This is a genomic window from Halovivax limisalsi (genome assembly GCF_023093535.1).
GTDB lineage: Archaea > Halobacteriota > Halobacteria > Halobacteriales > Natrialbaceae > Halovivax > Halovivax limisalsi.
Map to the genome: position 1 here is coordinate 1706689 of NZ_CP095757.1, position 16882 is coordinate 1723570.

Annotated in this window: 15 protein-coding genes; 10 read left to right on the plus strand and 5 right to left on the minus strand. The window is 68.8% G+C overall.

Annotation, left to right across the window (positions count from 1 at the left end; translation table 11 throughout):
- The first annotated feature begins 200 nt into the window (after positions 1-200).
- Entirely contained in the window at positions 201-692 is a 492-nt protein-coding gene (locus MXA07_RS07780; protein WP_247731474.1) for a hypothetical protein, read from the plus strand.
- Positions 693-805: 113 nt separating this feature from the next.
- The gene (locus MXA07_RS07785) at positions 806-1900 is read left to right on the plus strand and encodes a sensor histidine kinase (RefSeq protein WP_247731475.1); all 1095 of its coding nucleotides are present in this window, start codon (positions 806-808) and stop codon (positions 1898-1900) included.
- 84 nt (positions 1901-1984) lie between these two features.
- On the opposite strand, the gene MXA07_RS07790 is transcribed toward MXA07_RS07785, so the two are convergent.
- On the minus strand, positions 1985-2968 hold the full coding sequence (locus MXA07_RS07790; RefSeq protein WP_247731476.1) for an isoaspartyl peptidase/L-asparaginase: 984 nt from the start codon (positions 2966-2968) through the stop codon (positions 1985-1987).
- 230 nt (positions 2969-3198) lie between these two features.
- Here MXA07_RS07790 and MXA07_RS07795 point away from each other — a divergent pair, with 230 nt between their 5' ends.
- The 5 genes from MXA07_RS07795 (at position 3199) to icd (ending at position 8590) form a co-directional block, all read left to right on the plus strand.
- Positions 3199-3345 carry a hypothetical protein gene (locus tag MXA07_RS07795; protein ID WP_247731477.1) on the plus strand — a complete coding sequence of 49 codons (147 nt, stop codon included), beginning with the start codon at positions 3199-3201 and terminating at the stop codon, positions 3343-3345.
- A gap of 15 nt (positions 3346-3360) precedes the next feature.
- A complete protein-coding gene (locus MXA07_RS07800; protein WP_247731478.1) occupies positions 3361-3690 on the plus strand; it encodes a DUF5658 family protein in 330 nt (109 codons plus the stop codon).
- Positions 3691-4018: 328 nt separating this feature from the next.
- Positions 4019-4714, plus strand: a complete 696-nt coding sequence (locus MXA07_RS07805) for a metallophosphoesterase family protein (protein WP_247731479.1) — start codon at positions 4019-4021, stop codon at positions 4712-4714.
- A 10-nt stretch (positions 4715-4724) separates the two neighbouring features.
- Entirely contained in the window at positions 4725-7172 is a 2448-nt protein-coding gene (gene ppk1 / locus MXA07_RS07810) for a polyphosphate kinase 1 (protein WP_247731480.1), read from the plus strand.
- A 155-nt stretch (positions 7173-7327) separates the two neighbouring features.
- Positions 7328-8590 (plus strand): isocitrate dehydrogenase (NADP(+)), encoded by a 1263-nt coding sequence (gene icd, locus MXA07_RS07815; RefSeq protein WP_247731481.1) that lies wholly within the window; start codon positions 7328-7330, stop codon positions 8588-8590.
- A 54-nt stretch (positions 8591-8644) separates the two neighbouring features.
- Here icd and MXA07_RS07820 read toward each other — a convergent pair whose 3' ends face one another.
- Positions 8645-9160 (minus strand): hypothetical protein, encoded by a 516-nt coding sequence (locus MXA07_RS07820; protein WP_247731482.1) that lies wholly within the window; start codon positions 9158-9160, stop codon positions 8645-8647.
- A 215-nt stretch (positions 9161-9375) separates the two neighbouring features.
- On the opposite strand from MXA07_RS07820, the gene MXA07_RS07825 reads away from it, so the two are divergent.
- Entirely contained in the window at positions 9376-10359 is a 984-nt protein-coding gene (locus MXA07_RS07825; protein ID WP_247731483.1) for an SDR family oxidoreductase, read from the plus strand.
- Between the two features lie 56 nt (positions 10360-10415).
- On the opposite strand, the gene MXA07_RS18175 is transcribed toward MXA07_RS07825, so the two are convergent.
- Genes MXA07_RS18175 through MXA07_RS07835 form a run of 3 tightly spaced genes read right to left on the minus strand, consistent with a single transcriptional unit; the run spans position 10416 to position 13607 of the window.
- Complete coding sequence (locus MXA07_RS18175) at positions 10416-10541, minus strand: hypothetical protein (protein WP_282102546.1); 126 nt, start codon at positions 10539-10541, stop codon at positions 10416-10418.
- A 1-nt stretch (position 10542) separates the two neighbouring features.
- Positions 10543-12432, minus strand: a complete 1890-nt coding sequence (gene glmS / locus MXA07_RS07830; protein WP_247731484.1) for a glutamine--fructose-6-phosphate transaminase (isomerizing) — start codon at positions 12430-12432, stop codon at positions 10543-10545.
- A 2-nt stretch (positions 12433-12434) separates the two neighbouring features.
- Complete coding sequence (locus MXA07_RS07835; protein WP_247731485.1) at positions 12435-13607, minus strand: sugar phosphate nucleotidyltransferase; 1173 nt, start codon at positions 13605-13607, stop codon at positions 12435-12437.
- A 367-nt stretch (positions 13608-13974) separates the two neighbouring features.
- Here MXA07_RS07835 and glmU point away from each other — a divergent pair, with 367 nt between their 5' ends.
- Both glmU and glmM read left to right on the plus strand, forming a co-directional pair.
- Entirely contained in the window at positions 13975-15225 is a 1251-nt protein-coding gene (gene glmU / locus MXA07_RS07840; protein ID WP_247731486.1) for a bifunctional sugar-1-phosphate nucleotidylyltransferase/acetyltransferase, read from the plus strand.
- Positions 15226-15364: 139 nt separating this feature from the next.
- Positions 15365-16750, plus strand: a complete 1386-nt coding sequence (glmM, locus tag MXA07_RS07845; RefSeq protein WP_247731487.1) for a phosphoglucosamine mutase — start codon at positions 15365-15367, stop codon at positions 16748-16750.
- Positions 16751-16882 lie beyond the last annotated feature (132 nt).

Sequence of the window (16882 nt, forward strand, 5' to 3'; positions counted from 1 at the left end):
GTTCGGCCGACCGGGTCAGCGCTCGCGGCGGTTCGGTCCGAGCGGGACACCGTCGCTTCGAAGCGCCCGTCACTCCCCTCTCCCCGCTCGGTCGGTCCGACGCGTGAACGCGGGCTACCGTCAGTTCGTTCTAACGGGGCGTTACCGGGAGGTGCAAGCCCAAGGATCACCATCGGCCGAATCCCTACCAGTGAGCGGTCATGAGCAACCGAACGGGGGCGCCGGACGATGGAGCGGAACGCCGGTGTGACAGCTGCGGTGCGCCCAGAACTGACGACGGAACGGTCCTCGTCGAACTGGAGGGAGCGAACCTGGATCGGACGCTGTCCTCCCGGTCGGAGGCGAGTGCGATAGGTGGCGAGTCCATCGCCTCGCTCTTCGAGGGAGCCGACGCCCATCACCTCTGTGCCGACTGTCGGTCTGCGCTCGCTGCAGCTGGAACCGCTGCGACGGACCGAGCGGGCGGCGAGTCGGAGGCGATCGACGAACACTGGGCGCTCCCGCACCTGATCGTCGCCGGCTTCACCGTCCTCACCTGGTACTTTCTGCTCTCGGTTCCCTTCCGGTTCCAGGTCGGCCAGACGTTCGCGCTCCGGTTCGCCGCCGTCGCGGCGGCCCTCTGGCTCGCCTCGATCGTTCTGCGACGCGCCCTCGACATGCGGCGCCTGAGCGCCGCCGCGCTCGTGCGGTAACCGGCGACGGATCGGAGCTTGTGTCGTGGAGGGACCCGCCGGAGCGAGCACGGCGGGGACCGGAACCGGGGGTCGGGAACAGCACTTTTGGCGTCCGGCTGCCTTCCTCGTCCATGACCGCTCCCGACGCGCCGGACCTCCTCCCGGCGGCCGTCGACACCCTCCCGATCAACATGGCGATCCTCGACCACGAGGGGACGATCCTCTATACGAACCGGGCGTGGCAGGAATTCGGCGCGGACAACGAGATCGACCTCCAGCCGGATACGGTGGGGATCAACTACCTCGAGGTCACCGAAGCCTCGACGTCGGAAACCGGGCGAGCGGCCGCGGCGGGGCTTCGCGAGCTCCTCGCGGGCGAGCGCGAGCACGTCGAACTCGAGTACCCCTGTCACGGTCCGGACGCGAGACGGTGGTTCCTGCTGCGCGCGACGCCGTTCACACACGACGGAGATCGGTACGTCGTCGTCGCCCACTCGGATATCACCGACCGGCACGAGTACGAAGCGCGCCTCGCCGCGTCGAACGAGCGACTCGAACAGTTCGCCTACGCCGCCAGCCACGACCTCCGGGAGCCGCTGCGAATGGTCACGAGTTACCTCGACCTGCTCGAGCGTCGCTACGCCGACGACCTCGACGAGGACGCTGCCGAGTTCATCGACTACGCCGTCGACGGCGCCGAGCGGATGAAGGCCATGATCGAGGGACTGCTCGCGTACTCCAGGGTCGAAACGCGGGGCGATCCGATGGCGGCGGTCGACCTCGACGCCGTCCTCGAGGACGTCCGGAGAGACCTCGAACGGCGCATCGCGGAGACCGGCGCCGAGATCTCGGCCGACCCGCTGCCGACCGTCGAGGGCGACGCCAGTCAACTCCGTCAGGTGTTCCAGAACCTGCTCGACAACGCCATCGAGTACAGCGGCGACGGCCCGCCCGGGATCGAGATATCCTGCCGCCGAACCGGGAGCCGGTGGGAGATCGCGGTGACCGACGACGGGATCGGCATCGATCCCGACGCACAGGAGCGGATCTTTCGGGTGTTCGAGCGCCTCCACACGCACGAGGAACATCACGGCTCGGGTATCGGGCTGGCGCTCTGCCGACGCATCGTCGAGCGCCACGGCGGCCAACTCACCGTCGACTCGGAACCCGGCGAGGGAACGACGTTCTCGTTCACGCTCCCGGCGGCCGACGATCCGGAGCCCTGAAGATCACGGTCCGAGTGATCGCCGTGGCGATCTCCCTCGAACGACCTGCGTGGTCCCTCGGTCTCGGGCGACCGGAGGGATCACTCAGTTTCGGCGACCAGCGTCGGTCGTTCGGTCCCGGGCGATCGCGGTCTGCATCTCGTCGCTGTTGAACGCCGACCCGGCGTTGCCGTCGGCGTCGATGGCGATGACGCCGGCGCTGGAGCCGGTCAGTTCGGCGAACTCCGCCATTGCCAGCGTCGTCGCCGCGTCGGCGTCGAGCCCGCGTTCGACGTGACGGGCCACGCGACGCGAGAGGGTGACGCGCGCGATGTCCTCGCCGGCGCCCGTCGCGCTGACGCCCGCGGCGGGACAGCAGTAAAAGCCCGACCCCACCTGCGGGACGTCGCCGACGCGACCCGCGAGCGCGAGCCACCGTCCGCCGGTCGAGGTCGCCGCCGCGATGCGATCGCCCTCGCGGGCGACGGCGCCGACGGTGTCGTGATCGCGCTCGTCGCCGACGCCCGGCGCGGCCGAACCCGCGTGATCGCTGCCGTCCGCCCGACGTGTCGCCTCTCCCTCACCCGCGTCGCGACCGTCGGGATCTGATCGACCGTAGCGCTCGCGAATCCACTCGAGGTGCTCGCGGGGGTCGCCGTCCGGCGCGTCGAGATCCGCCCACTTCTCGCGCGTGCGCTCCGTCCGGAGATCGACGTCCGTCTCGACGCCGAACGCCTCGGCGAGCGAGACGGCGTGCTCGCCGGAGACGAAGCCGTGGGGCGTCTCTTCCATCACGAGCCGTGCGACGCTGACCGCGTGCTCGACGCCCGGCATCGAGCAGGCGGCTCCGACCGCTCGGTCGTCGGTCATCACGCCCGCGTCGGTCCGCACGACGCCGTCGCTCTGGACGGCGCCGCCGACGCCGGCGTTGAATCGCGGCGAGGATTCGAGCACGCGGACGGCCGCTTCGACGGCCTCGATCGGCGTCCCGGTCGCCGCGCCCGTAGTCGCCGCGTCGTCGAGTACGGCCTGTCTCGCGTCCGGTTCGTCGGGGCTCCCGCCGGCACCGCCGTGGACGATGACGTGCATGCCCGAACACTGCGACCCCCGGAGGATAATCTTTCCCGATCCGATGTGACGCATATTGCGCGGGTGATTCGACCCGGTGTCGGGCCGACGGGCCCTATGAGGATCACGGAGTTCGAACCTGTATCGGGCCGCTGCCCGGCGGGGACCGCTGCTTGCATATATCTCTTCCGGGCGTTTCGATACTCGATATCGACGCTACGCTTACGCGATGTCCGTCCAATCACGTACGCATGCCGTCGACACCGACGATAACCGGCGAACGGGATGCCGAACCGGTCGAGTCGGCGGCGTACGTCTCGCCGTTCGTCGACTTCCTCTTCGTGCTGGTGTGTTCGCTCCTGTTCTCGGTCGGTGGTATTTTACTGCTCGTCCCCTGAGATCGACCGAGTACTGTGGGAATAGAACCGGGACTCTCGTGGCTTGGCGATCGCGAGCGGGCGCTGTGGCTGCTCGCGATCTCGCTTTACGGCGTCGGTGATGGTCTCACCACGGCGATCGGCCTGTGGACGGTCGGCGCCACCGAGGTCGGGCCCGTGGTCGGACCGATGGTCGCCTCGTTCGGAACCGCCGGGCTGTTCCTCGCAAAAACGGTGACAATCGCGCTCTTCTATCTCGTCTGGTACGTCCTCGCGTCCCCGGCCAGGGTGGCGATTCCGCTGGCGATCGCCGTCGTCGGCGCGATGGTGACCGGCTGGAACGCGGGCGTGATATTCGTCTCGTGAGGAGCGGAGCCCGCTTCCAACGGAGTCCATCGGGGCTGCTCGCGACCGTGGCTATCGACGCTGGCGGTCGTCCGTTAGGCTTTCCCGCCTTCGAGGTGGGTCGGACGGCGCTGGTCGGGATGGGTTCGGCACTCGGACATCGCGGTGGCCGCTGGCCCGGCCGAAGGGTCTGCGAGTCCGAACTGCCTGCCCGGGCCGGACGGTGCGGCGCCTCTCGCTCGGTACCGGTATATATTCCTATAGAGCGGGTCGAACCGGACCGACCGTACAATAGCTATCGGTATCAATAATATAAAAGATAAAACAGCTGTTGAAAGAACTCCGGCGCGTGCTGACTATCGCTTCGACCGATGACGGGGGTGACCCGTTCGTCCAGCGCCGGATCGATCCCGACGCGTGGAACGACGTGTACGTGATCGGCGACGTACACGGCTGTCGCGAGGTGCTCGATAGCCTCCTGGCGAAACTGGCCGTCGATGCTGACGACCTCGTCGTCTTCGTCGGCGACCTCGTCAGGAAGGGACCCGACGGTGGCGGCGTCGTCGGCCTCGTTCGACGACGCGAGAACATGCTCGCCGTTCGCGGAAACAACGAGCAGAAATTGCTAGATGGTGACGTCTCCTGCCCTACCGTCGATCCCCTCGATCGCCGCTTTCTCGAGACGCTTCCGGACGTGATCCGATGGGAGGGCGGCCTGATCGTCCACGGTGGTCTCGATCCCGACCGCGAACTCGGTGCCCACTCTCGCGAGGAGTTGTTGACGATGCGTGCGCCGACCGGGGACGGCTACGACGGCCCGTTCTGGTTCGACCGATACGACGGCCCGCCGCGGGTCTTCTTCGGTCACACCGTCCTTTCGGCCCCGATCGAGGACGAGTGGGTCGTCGGGCTCGATACGGGCTGCGTGTACGGCGGCCAGCTGACCGCCTACGATCTCAAGGGCGATCGCTTCGTGACCGTCGACGGGCGGGCCCACCGGGATCGACCGGCGACGAAGGTCGTCTCGAGCGGGGGGTCGACGTGAGGTGAGGCGAATGCGAGACGGGGAGTCGACCGATCAGGCTGAACCCGAGGAATCGGCAACCGAACGATCGGAACCCGACGCCCGCGCCGCGAGATCGGAGCCACCCGCCCCGCCGAGCGACGCTGGCGTGGACGGCGACGACGGGAGGGCCAATGGCCGGCGTTCGACCGGCGCCGAGAGCGAGGGCCAGTCCGAGGAGGTACGTTCCGAAGCGGGCGCGGACGGCGGCCCGACCGACACGGACCCCGACGGGGAGACGTTTCGGTTCCGCTCGATGGCCGACGACATCGCCAGTGCCCGGCCCGATTCGGCCGACCGACCGGCACACGACGGTGCTCCTCCGGAGCGCGTCGACCTCGACGATCCCGCCTACTATTTCGACCGGGAGTTGAGCGAACTCGCCTTCCAGCGACGCGTCCTCGCGGAGGCGCGCGACGAGACGAATCCGCTCCTCGAACGGGTCCGGTTCCTGGCCATCCTGACGGCCAACCTGGACGAGTTCTTCCGCAAGCGGATCGGCGGTCTCGACCGACGCTCGCGGACCGCTTCGGGGAGTGGTTCGCCGACGGGCTCCACCCCGGACGGGCGTCTCGCGGACGCGCTCGAGGCGGCGGGCGACCTCCTCGCGAGCCAGGCGCGGTGTTATTGCGAGCTGTTGCGCCCGGCGCTCGAGGCCAACGGCATCGAGATTCTCGATTACGAGGACCTCTCGCCGACGGAGGCTGAGGCGGTCCGATCGACGTTCGAAGCGTCGATCCTGCCGACCCTGACCCCGTTGACGTTCGACCCGGCACACCCGTTTCCCTTCATCTCGAATCAGAGTCTCTCACTGGCCGTCCTCACCCGGCGCGAGGGGACGGACGACGTCACGTTCTCCCGCGTGAAGATCCCGCGCAATCGCGCCCGCTTCGTCACGGTCGAACCGGGCTCGCGGTACGTCCTCCTGGAGGACGTCGTCCGAGCGAACCTCGATCGCCTGTTCCCGGCCGTCGAGATCGTCGACACCGCCCTGTTCCGCGTGACGAGAAACGCCGAAGTTCGCCGGGCCGACGAGGCCGACGACATGATCGAAGCGACCGAGTCCGTCCTCGAACGGCGTCGCTTCGGGAACGTCGTCCGCCTGGAGATCGAACCCGACGCCGCGGACGCGATCGTCGACACCCTCACGCGGGAACTCGACCTGGCGGATCGCCAGGTGTTCTCCCTTCCCGGTCCCCTGGAGTACCGCGACTTCCACCGGATCGCCTCGCTGGATCGCCCCGACCTCGACGCGCCGGAGTGGACGCCCCAGCCCCATCCCCGCCTGGCAGCGGCCGCTCGCGACGACGCGCGAACGGTCTTCGACGCGATCAGGGCGAACGACATTCTCGTCCACCATCCGTACCACTCCTTCGAGGGGACGGTCTGTCGGTTCCTCGAACGGGCGGCGACGGACCCGGACGTCCTCGCGATCAAGGCGGCGATCTACCGGACGGCGAGCGAATCGCGGGTGATCGAGAGCCTGATCACGGCCGCTCGCAACGGCACGCAGGTCGCCGTCATGGTCGAACTCGCGGCCAGGTTCGACGAGGCGAACAACCTGGAGTGGGTCGAGCGCCTCGAGGCCGAGGGCATCCACGTCGCCTACGGCACCATCGACTACAAGACCCACAGCAAGACCGCGCTGGTCGTCCGCGAGGAAACCGACGGCGTCGGGCTGTACTCCCACGTCGGCACCGGGAATTACCACTCCGAGACGGCGAAGGGCTACGAGGATCTCGGGCTGCTGACCGCCGACCCGGCGATCGGACGCGACCTCGTGGCCCTGTTCAATTACTACACGGGCCAGTCGCTCCACGGCGAGTACGAGACGCTCCTCGTCGCACCGGTCGAGTTGCGAGATCGGCTGGGCGAACTGATCCGCACGGAGGCGGAACACGCACGCAACGGCGAGGACGCTCGCCTGATCGTCAAAGTGAACCGGCTCGAGGATCCCGAACTGATCCGGGAACTCTATCGGGCGTCGATGGCCGGCGTGGAGATCGATCTCATCGTGCGGGATATCTGTCGGCTCCGCCCCGGGATCGACGGCGTCAGCGACCGGATCACCGTCCACAGCATCGTCGGTCGCTTCCTCGAGCATTCCCGGATCGTACACGCGCGCGACGGCGGGAGCGGACGGTACTACGTCGGCTCGGCCGACTGGATGCAACGGAACCTGGACGACCGGATCGAGACGCTGGCACCGGTCGACGATCCCTCGTTACGGCGCCGGCTCGACGCCATCCTGGAGACGCTCCTGGCCGACGAACGCAACCGGTGGGTGCTGGGCACCGACGGGACGTACGAGCCCGTCTCCACCGAGGACGAGAACCCGCTCGACGCCCACGAGATGTTCATGAAAACAGCCAGACGGGACGCCGCAGCGCTCCCGGACCGGCCGGGCGAAGACCGACGCTCTGACGGGGACGCGCCGTAGAATCGAGACTCCAGGGCCCGAGCGAACCACTCGAGGGCGACGTCCGGCCGCGGGTCAACCCGGAACGCCGCGACGATCGCGTTCCTCGCTCTCGACGACGGCAACGCGCGGAAATGGATGTGTTTTTACGCGAGACGGCGGGAACTACGAACGAGATGAGTTACGACAAGATCGAGGTCCCCGAATCCGGGACGAAGATCACGCTGAAAGACGGGACTGACGACGAACTCGAGGTCCCCGACGACCCGATCATTCCGATCATCTACGGCGACGGCGTCGGGAAAGACGTCGGTCCGGCCGCCCAGCAAGTGCTCGAGGCCGCCGCCGACGCGACCGGCCGGGAGATCAACTGGATGCGCGTCTACGCCGGCGAGTCCGCCCGCGAGAAGTACGACGAAAACTTGCCGGACGAGACCGTCGAGGCGATCAAGGAACACCGCGTGGCGATCAAGGGGCCGCTGACGACGCCCGTCGGCGCCGGTTTCCGCTCGCTGAACGTCGGCCTGCGAAAACTGCTCGACCTCTACGCGAACGTCCGCCCGACATACCACCTCGACGGCGTCCCCTCGCCGGTCAAAGCGCCCGAGCAGATGGACATGGTCACCTTCCGCGAGAACACGGAGGACGTCTACGCCGGCATCGAGTGGGAGGAAGGCACCGACGAGGTCGAGCGGGTCAAGTCGTTCGTCGAGGACGAGATGGGCCACGACGACGTCATCCACGACGGCCCCGTCGGCATCGGCGTCAAGCCGATCACGGAGTTCGGCTCCAAGCGGCTGATCCGCCGCGCCATCGACTACGCCCTCGAACACGACCGCGACTCGGTCACGCTGGTCCACAAGGGCAACATCATGAAGTTCACCGAGGGCCAGTTCCGCGACTGGGGCTACGAGGTCGCCGAGGAGGAGTACGGCGACGAGGTCATCACCGAGGACACCCTCTGGGAGGAGCGCGACGGTGAGCAACCCGACGACGCCGTCGTCGTCAACGACCGCATCGCGGACAACATGCTCCAGCAGCTGCTGACCCGCACGGACAACTACGACGTCATCGCGACGATGAACCTGAACGGCGACTACATGTCCGACGCCGCGGGCGCCCAGATCGGCGGGCTCGGCATCGCGCCCGGCGCCAACTTCGGCGACGCCCGCTGTCTCGCCGAGCCCGTCCACGGCTCCGCGCCCAAGTACGAGGGCCAGGACAAGGTCAACCCGACTGCGATGATCCTCTCGGGTCGCATGATGCTCGAGTACCTCGGCTGGACCGACGCCGCCGACCTCGTCCGCGACGCCGTCGAGGAGACCATCTCCTCTGGCAAGGTCACCTACGACCTCGAACGCAACCTGGAAGACGCCGAGAAGCTCGCCACCAGCGAGTTCGCCGACGAAGTCGTCGCGAACATCGAGACGCTGTCGTAGGCTGACGCCGATTGCGGATCGAATTCTTCGACGATTCCGTTTTGGACCCGCACGTCACTCGTTCATCGCGGCGCCCGCGAGCGCGAAGAGCGACCCGTTGAGACAGATTAGGGCGAGGACGAGCAGATGTGTGGGAATCTCGTCGCCGGGTTCGATGGCGAACAGCGCGAGCGCACCGACGCCGACGACGGCGAGGCCGACCGCCAGCGCGTAATCGGCCTGGCGATCCCACACTTCGTCAACGGTCGGTTCGAACCGGGTCGGCCACCACGCCGATTCGTCGGATCGATCACCCTCGTCGTTCTTGCCCCCGCCGTGTCGGTCGCCCTCGCCTCCGCCGTTTCGGTAATTCTCGCCCCGGTTTTTGCGATCGACGTCGAGGCCGACCAGCCAGAGAAGGCCCCGCGGGCCGACCGCGGCGCAGAGGGAAATCGCGCCGATGGCGGCCGCTGCGAGGACGAGCCGTGGCGTCGCAGCCGCCGATCGGGCGGCCACGAACGCGATCACGAACCCGATGAGCGAGACCGCCGCGGCCACGCTCCGCAGCACGGAAATCAAGCGGGCTGGCATCGGTCCCGAATTCCGGTGCGACCGACATATACGCCCGGAAGTCGATCGCAACCGCCGAATCGCGAGCTCGTCGTGGCCCAACACCGCCGCGGTTCTCGGGTGTAAGCTCCCCGTATCCGACGTGTACGGCACGCATACGACCCGAACCGTTACGAGCGTCGTCGGCGTCCGATGGCTGAACCGGCGGTCGTGCCGGGCCCCGATCGACAGCAACAATGAACGTTCTCGTCACCGGCGGCGCGGGATTCATCGGGTCGCACATCGCACAGGCGTTGCTCGAGGCCGGCCACCACGTCGTCGTGCTCGACTCGCTCGACCCGTACTACGATCCGGCCATCAAGCGACACAATCTGGAGGAATGCGAGCGGATCGCACTCCATCGGTTTTACACCGTAACCGGTTCCATCACGGATCGATCCCTCGTCGAATCGGTTTTCGAGGAGTACAACGTCGAGTTCGTCTACCACGAGGCGGCCCAGGCCGGCGTCCGCACGAGCGTCGAGGACCCGCACAAGCCCCACGAGATCAACACGACCGGCCTGCTCACGCTCCTCGAGGCGGCCGACGACCACGACGTCACCCGCTTCGTCAACGCCTCGTCCTCGTCGGTCTACGGCCACGACGAGTACTTGCCCTACGACGAGGACCACCCCACCACGCCACGCAGTCCCTACGGGGTCACCAAACTCACCGCGGAACACTACTGCCGGGTTTTCACCGAGTTGCACGACCTCCCCACGGTCTCGCTGCGCTACTTCACGGTCTACGGCCCGCGCATGCGTCCGAACATGGCGATCACGAACTTCACCAGCCGCTGTCTCGACGGGCGGCCGCCGGTGATCTACGGCGACGGGGAGCAGACGCGGGACTTCACGTACGTCGACGACGTGGTCCGGGCGAACCTCCGCCTTCTCGACACTGACGCCGCAGACGGCCACGTCCTGAACGTCGGCTCGACCGGCACCATCACGATTCGGGAACTCGCCGACCGCGTGATCGCGGAGACCGGCGCGGCCGTCGATCCCGTCTACGACGACGCCAAGGAGGGAGACGCCAGACACACCCACGCCGACGTGTCGAAAGCGCGGGACCTGATCGGTTACGAGCCGACTACGACCATCCGCGAGGGCGTCTCGCAGTTCGTCGCGTGGTACGAGGACAACCGTGAGTGGTACGAACCACTCGTCCGGGCGTCGTGAGTGACGTGGCGTTGTGCGGACCGCTCGTCCGATTTGGCTGGGCTTTCTGGGCGACCTCAGCCGTACAGGATCTCGTCGACGTCCGCTTCGTCAGTTTCAGTTCCGGACCGAAACCGTCCGTCGCGCATCACCGCTTTTTCCTCGTCGGTGAGCGGAACGGTGGTTGATCGAACCCCGGTCATCTCACTCCACCGTGACACTTTTCGCCAGGTTCCGCGGCTTGTCGATCGACCGGCCCTTCGCGTCGGCGACGTGGTAGGCGAACAGCTGGAAGTAGACGTTCGCGACCAGCGGCTCGAAGATGCCCGCGTCCGGCACCTCGAAGGTCGTATCGAGCGTGCCGGCGTCGAGCCCGCCGCCCGTGACGCCGATCGCCGGCGCGCCGCGGGCCTGGACCTCCGCGACGTTGTTCAGCGTCTCGCGGGGGTTCGACCCGTCGGTCAGCACGGCCAGCACCGGCGTCTCCTCGGTGACGAGCGCCAGCGGACCGTGCTTGAGTTCGCCCGCGGCGAAGCCCTCGGCGTGGTCGTAGGCGATCTCCTTGAGCTTCAGCGCGCCCTCGAGGGCGACCGGGTGGCCGTACCGGCGGCCGACGAAGAAGAACGCGTCCGAGTCGGCGTACGCGCGGGCCGTCTCCTCGACTTGGCCCTCCTCGTCGAGGACCTGCTGGATCGCGCCGGGGAGCGACGTCAGGGCCTCGAGGTGCTCGCGAGCGCTCGCGGCCGAGAGCGTCCCGCGGGCCCGCCCGACGGCGACGGCCAGCAGGGCGAGCGTGGTCACCTGCGAGGCGAACGTCTTCGTCGCGGCGACGCCGATCTCCGGTCCGGCGCGGATGAACAGCGCGTCGTCGGCCTCGCGCGTGACGGAACTGCCGAGCGTGTTCGTCACCCCGAGCGTGCGCGCCCCCGCGGCGTCGGCCTCGCGGAGCGCCGACAGCGTGTCGGCCGTCTCTCCGCTCTGGGTCACCGCGACCGAGAGCGTCTCCGCCGGATCGCGACCGCCGGTGTAGCCGTACTCGCTCGCCATGATCGGCGTCGCCCGAACGTCGGCCAGCTCCTCGAACAGCGTCGCGGCGTAGCAGCCGGCGTAGTAGGACGTCCCCATCGCGAGGAACTGGACTTCCTCCAGCGAGTCGAGAAACGACTCCGGGAGGTCGAGGTCGAGCGAGGCCGTCCCGCCGGGGACGTCGACCCGACTGGCGAGCGTCTGGCGCAGCGCCGAGGGCTGTTCGTGGATCTCCTTTCGCATGAAGTGCTCGTAGCCGCCCTTCTGCGCGGCGTCGGCGTCCCAGTCGATCCGCTGGACCTCGGGTTCGATCTCGACGCCGTCGCGATAGACGCGCACGTCGCCGGCTTCGAGCACGGCGACGTCACCGTCCTCGAGGTAGGTCACCTCGCGGGTGTGCTCGACAAGCGCGGGGACGTCGCTCGCGAGGTACGACGCCGACTCCCCGTGGCCGATCACCAGCGGACTCTCCGATCTGGTCGCGACGATGCAGTCCGCGTCCCGGTGTAACGCGGACACCGCGTAGCTCCCGTCGAGGCGGTCGGTCACCGACTCGACCGCGCGCCGGAGCGTCGCGGTGTCGACGTCGTCACTCGAACGCGCCGCCCGCTTCGAGCGCTTCGTGGCGAGGTCGCCGCCGTCGGCCCGCCGCCCGCCTTCGGCATCGAGATTCGTCTCGAGCAGGTGCGGGATCACTTCGGTGTCGGTCTCGCTCGTAAACTCGTGGTCGGCCAGCTCGCCGGCCAGCGCCTCGTGATTCTCCACGATCCCGTTGTGGACGACGGCGAGCTCGTCCCGGCAGTCGGTGTGGGGATGTGCGTTGGCGTCGGTCGGCGGGCCGTGGGTCGACCAGCGCGTGTGTCCGATCGCGCAGGTCGAGGTCTCGGACTCGGGCACCGAGAGCGCGCTCACGTCGCCAGCCCGCTTCGCGATCGACAGCGCGGCTTCGTCGGGTTCGCGGAGGGCGATGCCGGCCGAGTCGTAGCCCCGATATTCGAGGGTTTCGAGCCCGCGGTAGACGATCGGCCCGGCCGATTCGTCGCCGACGTAGCCGAAGATGCCACACATCGTTACCCCCTCCGGACGACCGCGTCGGTCTCGAGCCGTCCGGCGACGCTGGCGCCGTCCTCGACCGTGGCGCCGTCGCCGACGATCGCGCCCGGTACGACGGTGACGCCGCCGCCGAGGCGGGCCGTATCGCCGATCACGCCGCCGAAATCGACGCCCTCGTGGACGGTGTCGTCGACGATCACGCTCGTCTCGCCGCCGGCGATGGTCGCGTTCGCGCCGACGTGGGCGCTCTCGCCGACGATGGCCTCGTTCACGACGGCGCCGGGTTCGATCACCGCGTCCGGGAGGACGACCGCGTTCGAGACGACCGCGTTGGCGCCGATCGTGACGTTCGCGCCCAGCGCCGTCGCGCCGCCGACGGTCGCGTTCGCGTCGACGCGAACGTTCTCGCCGAGGACGACGTCGGCAGCGACGCTCGCCCGGTCGTGGACGCTCGCCGTCTCGGCGGTCCGGCCGCCGTCGATCGTCGCCTCGGTGACGTACAGCAGGTCCCAGAGGTGGGTCACGTCCAGCCACGTGCCGCGGTACTCGACCGCCGAGATTCCGTCGGCGTCGGCGTAGGACGCGAGCGTCGTGGTGATGGCGAGTTCGCCGCCTTCCTGCGGCGTCTCCCTGATCGCCTCGAAGACGTCGCCGCCGAAGCCGTAGACGCCGGCGTTGATCAGCGCCGAGTCGCCGACGTCGTGGGGTTTCTCCTGGATCGAGACGACGCGGCCGTCGTCGAGTTCGACGACGCCGTACCGTGTCGGCTGTTTCGACGGCGTCACGCTGACGACCGGCGAGCCGGATTCGAGCAGGCGATCGCGGACGTCCGCGATCAGGGCCGGATCGACGATCCGGTCGCCGTTTAACACGAGGAACGGACCGTCGACGACGGGCTCGACCTGGGCGACGGCGTGGGCGGTTCCCAGGCGGGTCGACTGCTCGACGTACTCGATGCGAACGTCCCAGTCGTCGCCGTCGCGAAAGTGCGTCCGGATGCGCTCCTGACGGTGACCGACGACGAGGACGATCCGATCGACGCCGGCCTCGACCAGCGCCGAGACGACGTACTCGAGCAGCGGCCGGTTGGCCACGGGGAGCATCGGCTTCGGGCGGCGGTGGGTCAGCGGCGCGAGCCGCCGACCTTCGCCCGCAGCCAGCACGACCGCGGGGATGGGGGAGACGGACATACCCGCAGTTCGGTCCAGGACTACTTCAAGGTGGCTGGACGGATCGGCGGTGGACCGCGACTGCGAAGGTTTCGGGAGTCGATCGAATAGCGCGCTACCGAGCAGTCGCATTGACTCGAATAGCGCGGCTGGTGCGGATCGGTATCGTGGTAGACCATTGCTGCCTTCATCCCCGTCGTCCGGGCGTGGGGCACATTCCGTCGTCCGAGCGTAGGGACTCATTACCGACGCGCGAGCCTCGATCGGACCGATCGACGAGGTGGGATGCTCTCGGCGCCGCCGTCTCCCGCGGATCGGCGACCCCAGCGATACTCGGCGAGCGAAGCGGGTCGCAAGGTCTATTGGATTCGCAACGAACGGCACGGACATGCAAACCGTCGTCCTCGCCGCCGGTCAGGGTACCCGAATGCGGCCGTTGACCGATCGTCGCCCGAAGCCGATGCTCCCCGTCGCGGACCGGCCGCTGGTCGCCCACACCGTCGACGCCGCGATCGCGGCCGGCGCCACGCGGATCGTCCTCGTGGTCGGCTACGAGTCCGACCCGATCGTCGACTACTTCGGGGAGACGTACGGGGGCGTGCCGATCGAGTACGTTCACCAGGAGGCCCAGGCGGGGACGGCCGACGCGGTCAGGACCGCCGCGCCGGCGCTCGCGGCCGAGCCCTTCGTCGTCCTCAACGGCGACGCGCTGTTCGCGGACGGCGATCTCGCCCCGCTCTACGACGGCGGACCGGCGATCTGCAGCGTTCGCGTCGACGACCCGACCCAGTACGGCGTCCTCGACGTCGAGGACGGCGTCGTCACCGGGATCGTCGAGAAGCCGACCGACCCGCCGTCGAATCGCATCAACGCCGGAGCGTACCACTTCCCCGCGGCCGCGCTCGAGTGGCTCGACGTCCCCGAGAGCGAGCGCGGCGAGCACGAGCTCACCGACGTCCTCGAACGCACCATCGACCACGTCGACGTGCGCCCCGTCACCCTCTCGCGCTGGCTCGACGTGGGTCGACCGTGGGAACTGCTCGAAGCCAACGAGTGGAAGATCGCGTCGCTCGTCGAAGCGGCGGCAGACGCCGAACGCGATGGCGCAGGTGCGGAGGAGGTCCACTTCGCGGGCACCGATCGATCGTTCGCGGGGACGGTGAGCGACGACGCGACGATCGAGGGACCCGTCGTGGTCGAGGCGGGCGCGACGGTCCGCGAGGGCGTCACGATCGAGGGACCGGCGCTGATCCGATCGGGTGCGACCGTCGGCCCGAACGCCTACGTTCGCGGGACGACGCTCGTCGGCGAGAACGCGAGCGTCGGCCACGCCGTCGAGGTGAAAAACAGCGTCCTGATGGCCGGCGCCGCGGTGAATCACCTCTCGTACGTCGGCGACTCGGTCCTCGGGCGCGACGTCAACTTCGGTGCAGGGACGGTGGTGGCGAACCTCCGCCACGACGACGAATCCGTCGAACTCACCGTCAAGGGCGAGCGCGTCTCGACCGGCCGCCGGAAGTTCGGCGTCGTCCTCGGCGACGAGGCCAAGACGGGAATCGATACCAACATCAACGCCGGCGTGACGCTCTCGACGGGCGCGACGACGAAACCCGGCGAGTCGGTCACACGCGATCGATAGGGACGAGGTTCGCACCCGCTTCGTGTTGGGCTGGACAGCACTGTTTGTCATCGTCGCGAGTACAGTCAACCGATCCGACCGCTCTCACTGACGACGATCGACCCCAACGTTTTCGACCGCCCGTCGCAGAGGCTCTCGTATGTCACTCTTCGGAACCAGCGGCGTTCGCGGTCCCGTCGGCGAGGCGGTCACGGCCGAGCTGGCGCTCTCGATCGGTCGCGCCGTCGGCGCCGAGGCCGACCGCGTCGTCGTCGGACGCGACGCCCGGGAGAGCGGCGAACCCCTCGCGGACGCGCTCACCGCCGGCCTTCGCGAGTCCGGGACGGACGTGATCGACGTCGGCGTGGCGACGACGCCGACGATCGCGCGGAGCGTCCCCTGGCGCGAGGCCGACCGCGGCGTGGCGATCACCGCCTCGCACAACCCGCCGGCCGACAACGGCATCAAGCTCTGGGACGAGACGGGCAAGGCGCTCGACCGCGATCGCCTCGACGCGATCGAGCGGCGGATCGATGCGGAGAACTATCACCTCACCGACTGGGCCGGGATCGGGTCGATCAGGGAGTGGCCCGACGCGACGGATCGACACGTCGAGGCGATCGTCGACGCCGTAGCGATCGACGACCCGCCGTCGGTCGTGGTCGACGTCGGCAACGGCACCGGCGCCATTGCCGCCCGCGCCCTCCGCGAGCTGGGCTGTCACGTCGAGACGCTGAACGCGCTTCCCGACGGTCGGTTTCCCGCCCGTCCGAGCGAACCGACTCCCGAGAACTGCCGGACGCTCACCGACGTCGTGGCGGCGACCGACGCCGATCTGGGCGTGGCCCACGACGGCGACGCCGATCGGCTGCTCGCCGTCACCGAGGACGGAACGGCGCTCGACGGGGACGTCCTCCTCGCGCTGTTCGGCCGGGACGCCGTGGAGCGATCGGCCGAAGCGGGACGGCGGCAGGAGGATCGGGCCGCCGACGGGCCGCTCGTCGCGGCGCCGGTCAACACGAGCCTGGCCGTCGACGACGCGCTGGACGACGTCGGTGCCGCACTCACCCGAACGCGCGTGGGGGACGGTTACGTCGCCGAACGCGCGGCGGACCCGGCCGTCGTCTTCGGTGGCGAGCCCTCGGGCGCGTGGATCTGGCCCGACGAGACGCCGTGTCCGGACGGGCCACTGGCGGCCTGTCGCCTCGCCGGCCTGGTCTCGCGAGACGGTCCGCTGTCCAGCCTCGCCGCGGAGATTCCGTCGTACCCGATCCACCGGACGGCCGTCGGGACCGACGCGAAAGGCGCGGTCATGCAGGAACTTTCCGCCCGGATCGCCGACGGGGCCGGGCCGGGACCGGTCGAGTCGACCGACGATCGCGACGGACTCCGCGTGGACCTGGGCGACGCCTGGTACCTCGTCCGCGCCAGCGGGACCCAGCCGCTCGTCCGCGTCACCGCCCAGGCGAGGGCGGAATCCCGTGCGAGGGAGGTCTTCGACGCGGCGCGCGACCTCGTCGAGTCCGCCAGCGAAGCCGTCGACTAGAGTCGCCGCCAGCGACCGTCCACCGACGAAGCGCGCGCCGTTTCCTCTCACCTTGGAGAGCCGCTCCCGCGCTCCCGCCGTGGAGTCCGTCCGCACGTAGCCCGACCGTACAGCCGTCCCAACCCCGAAGAG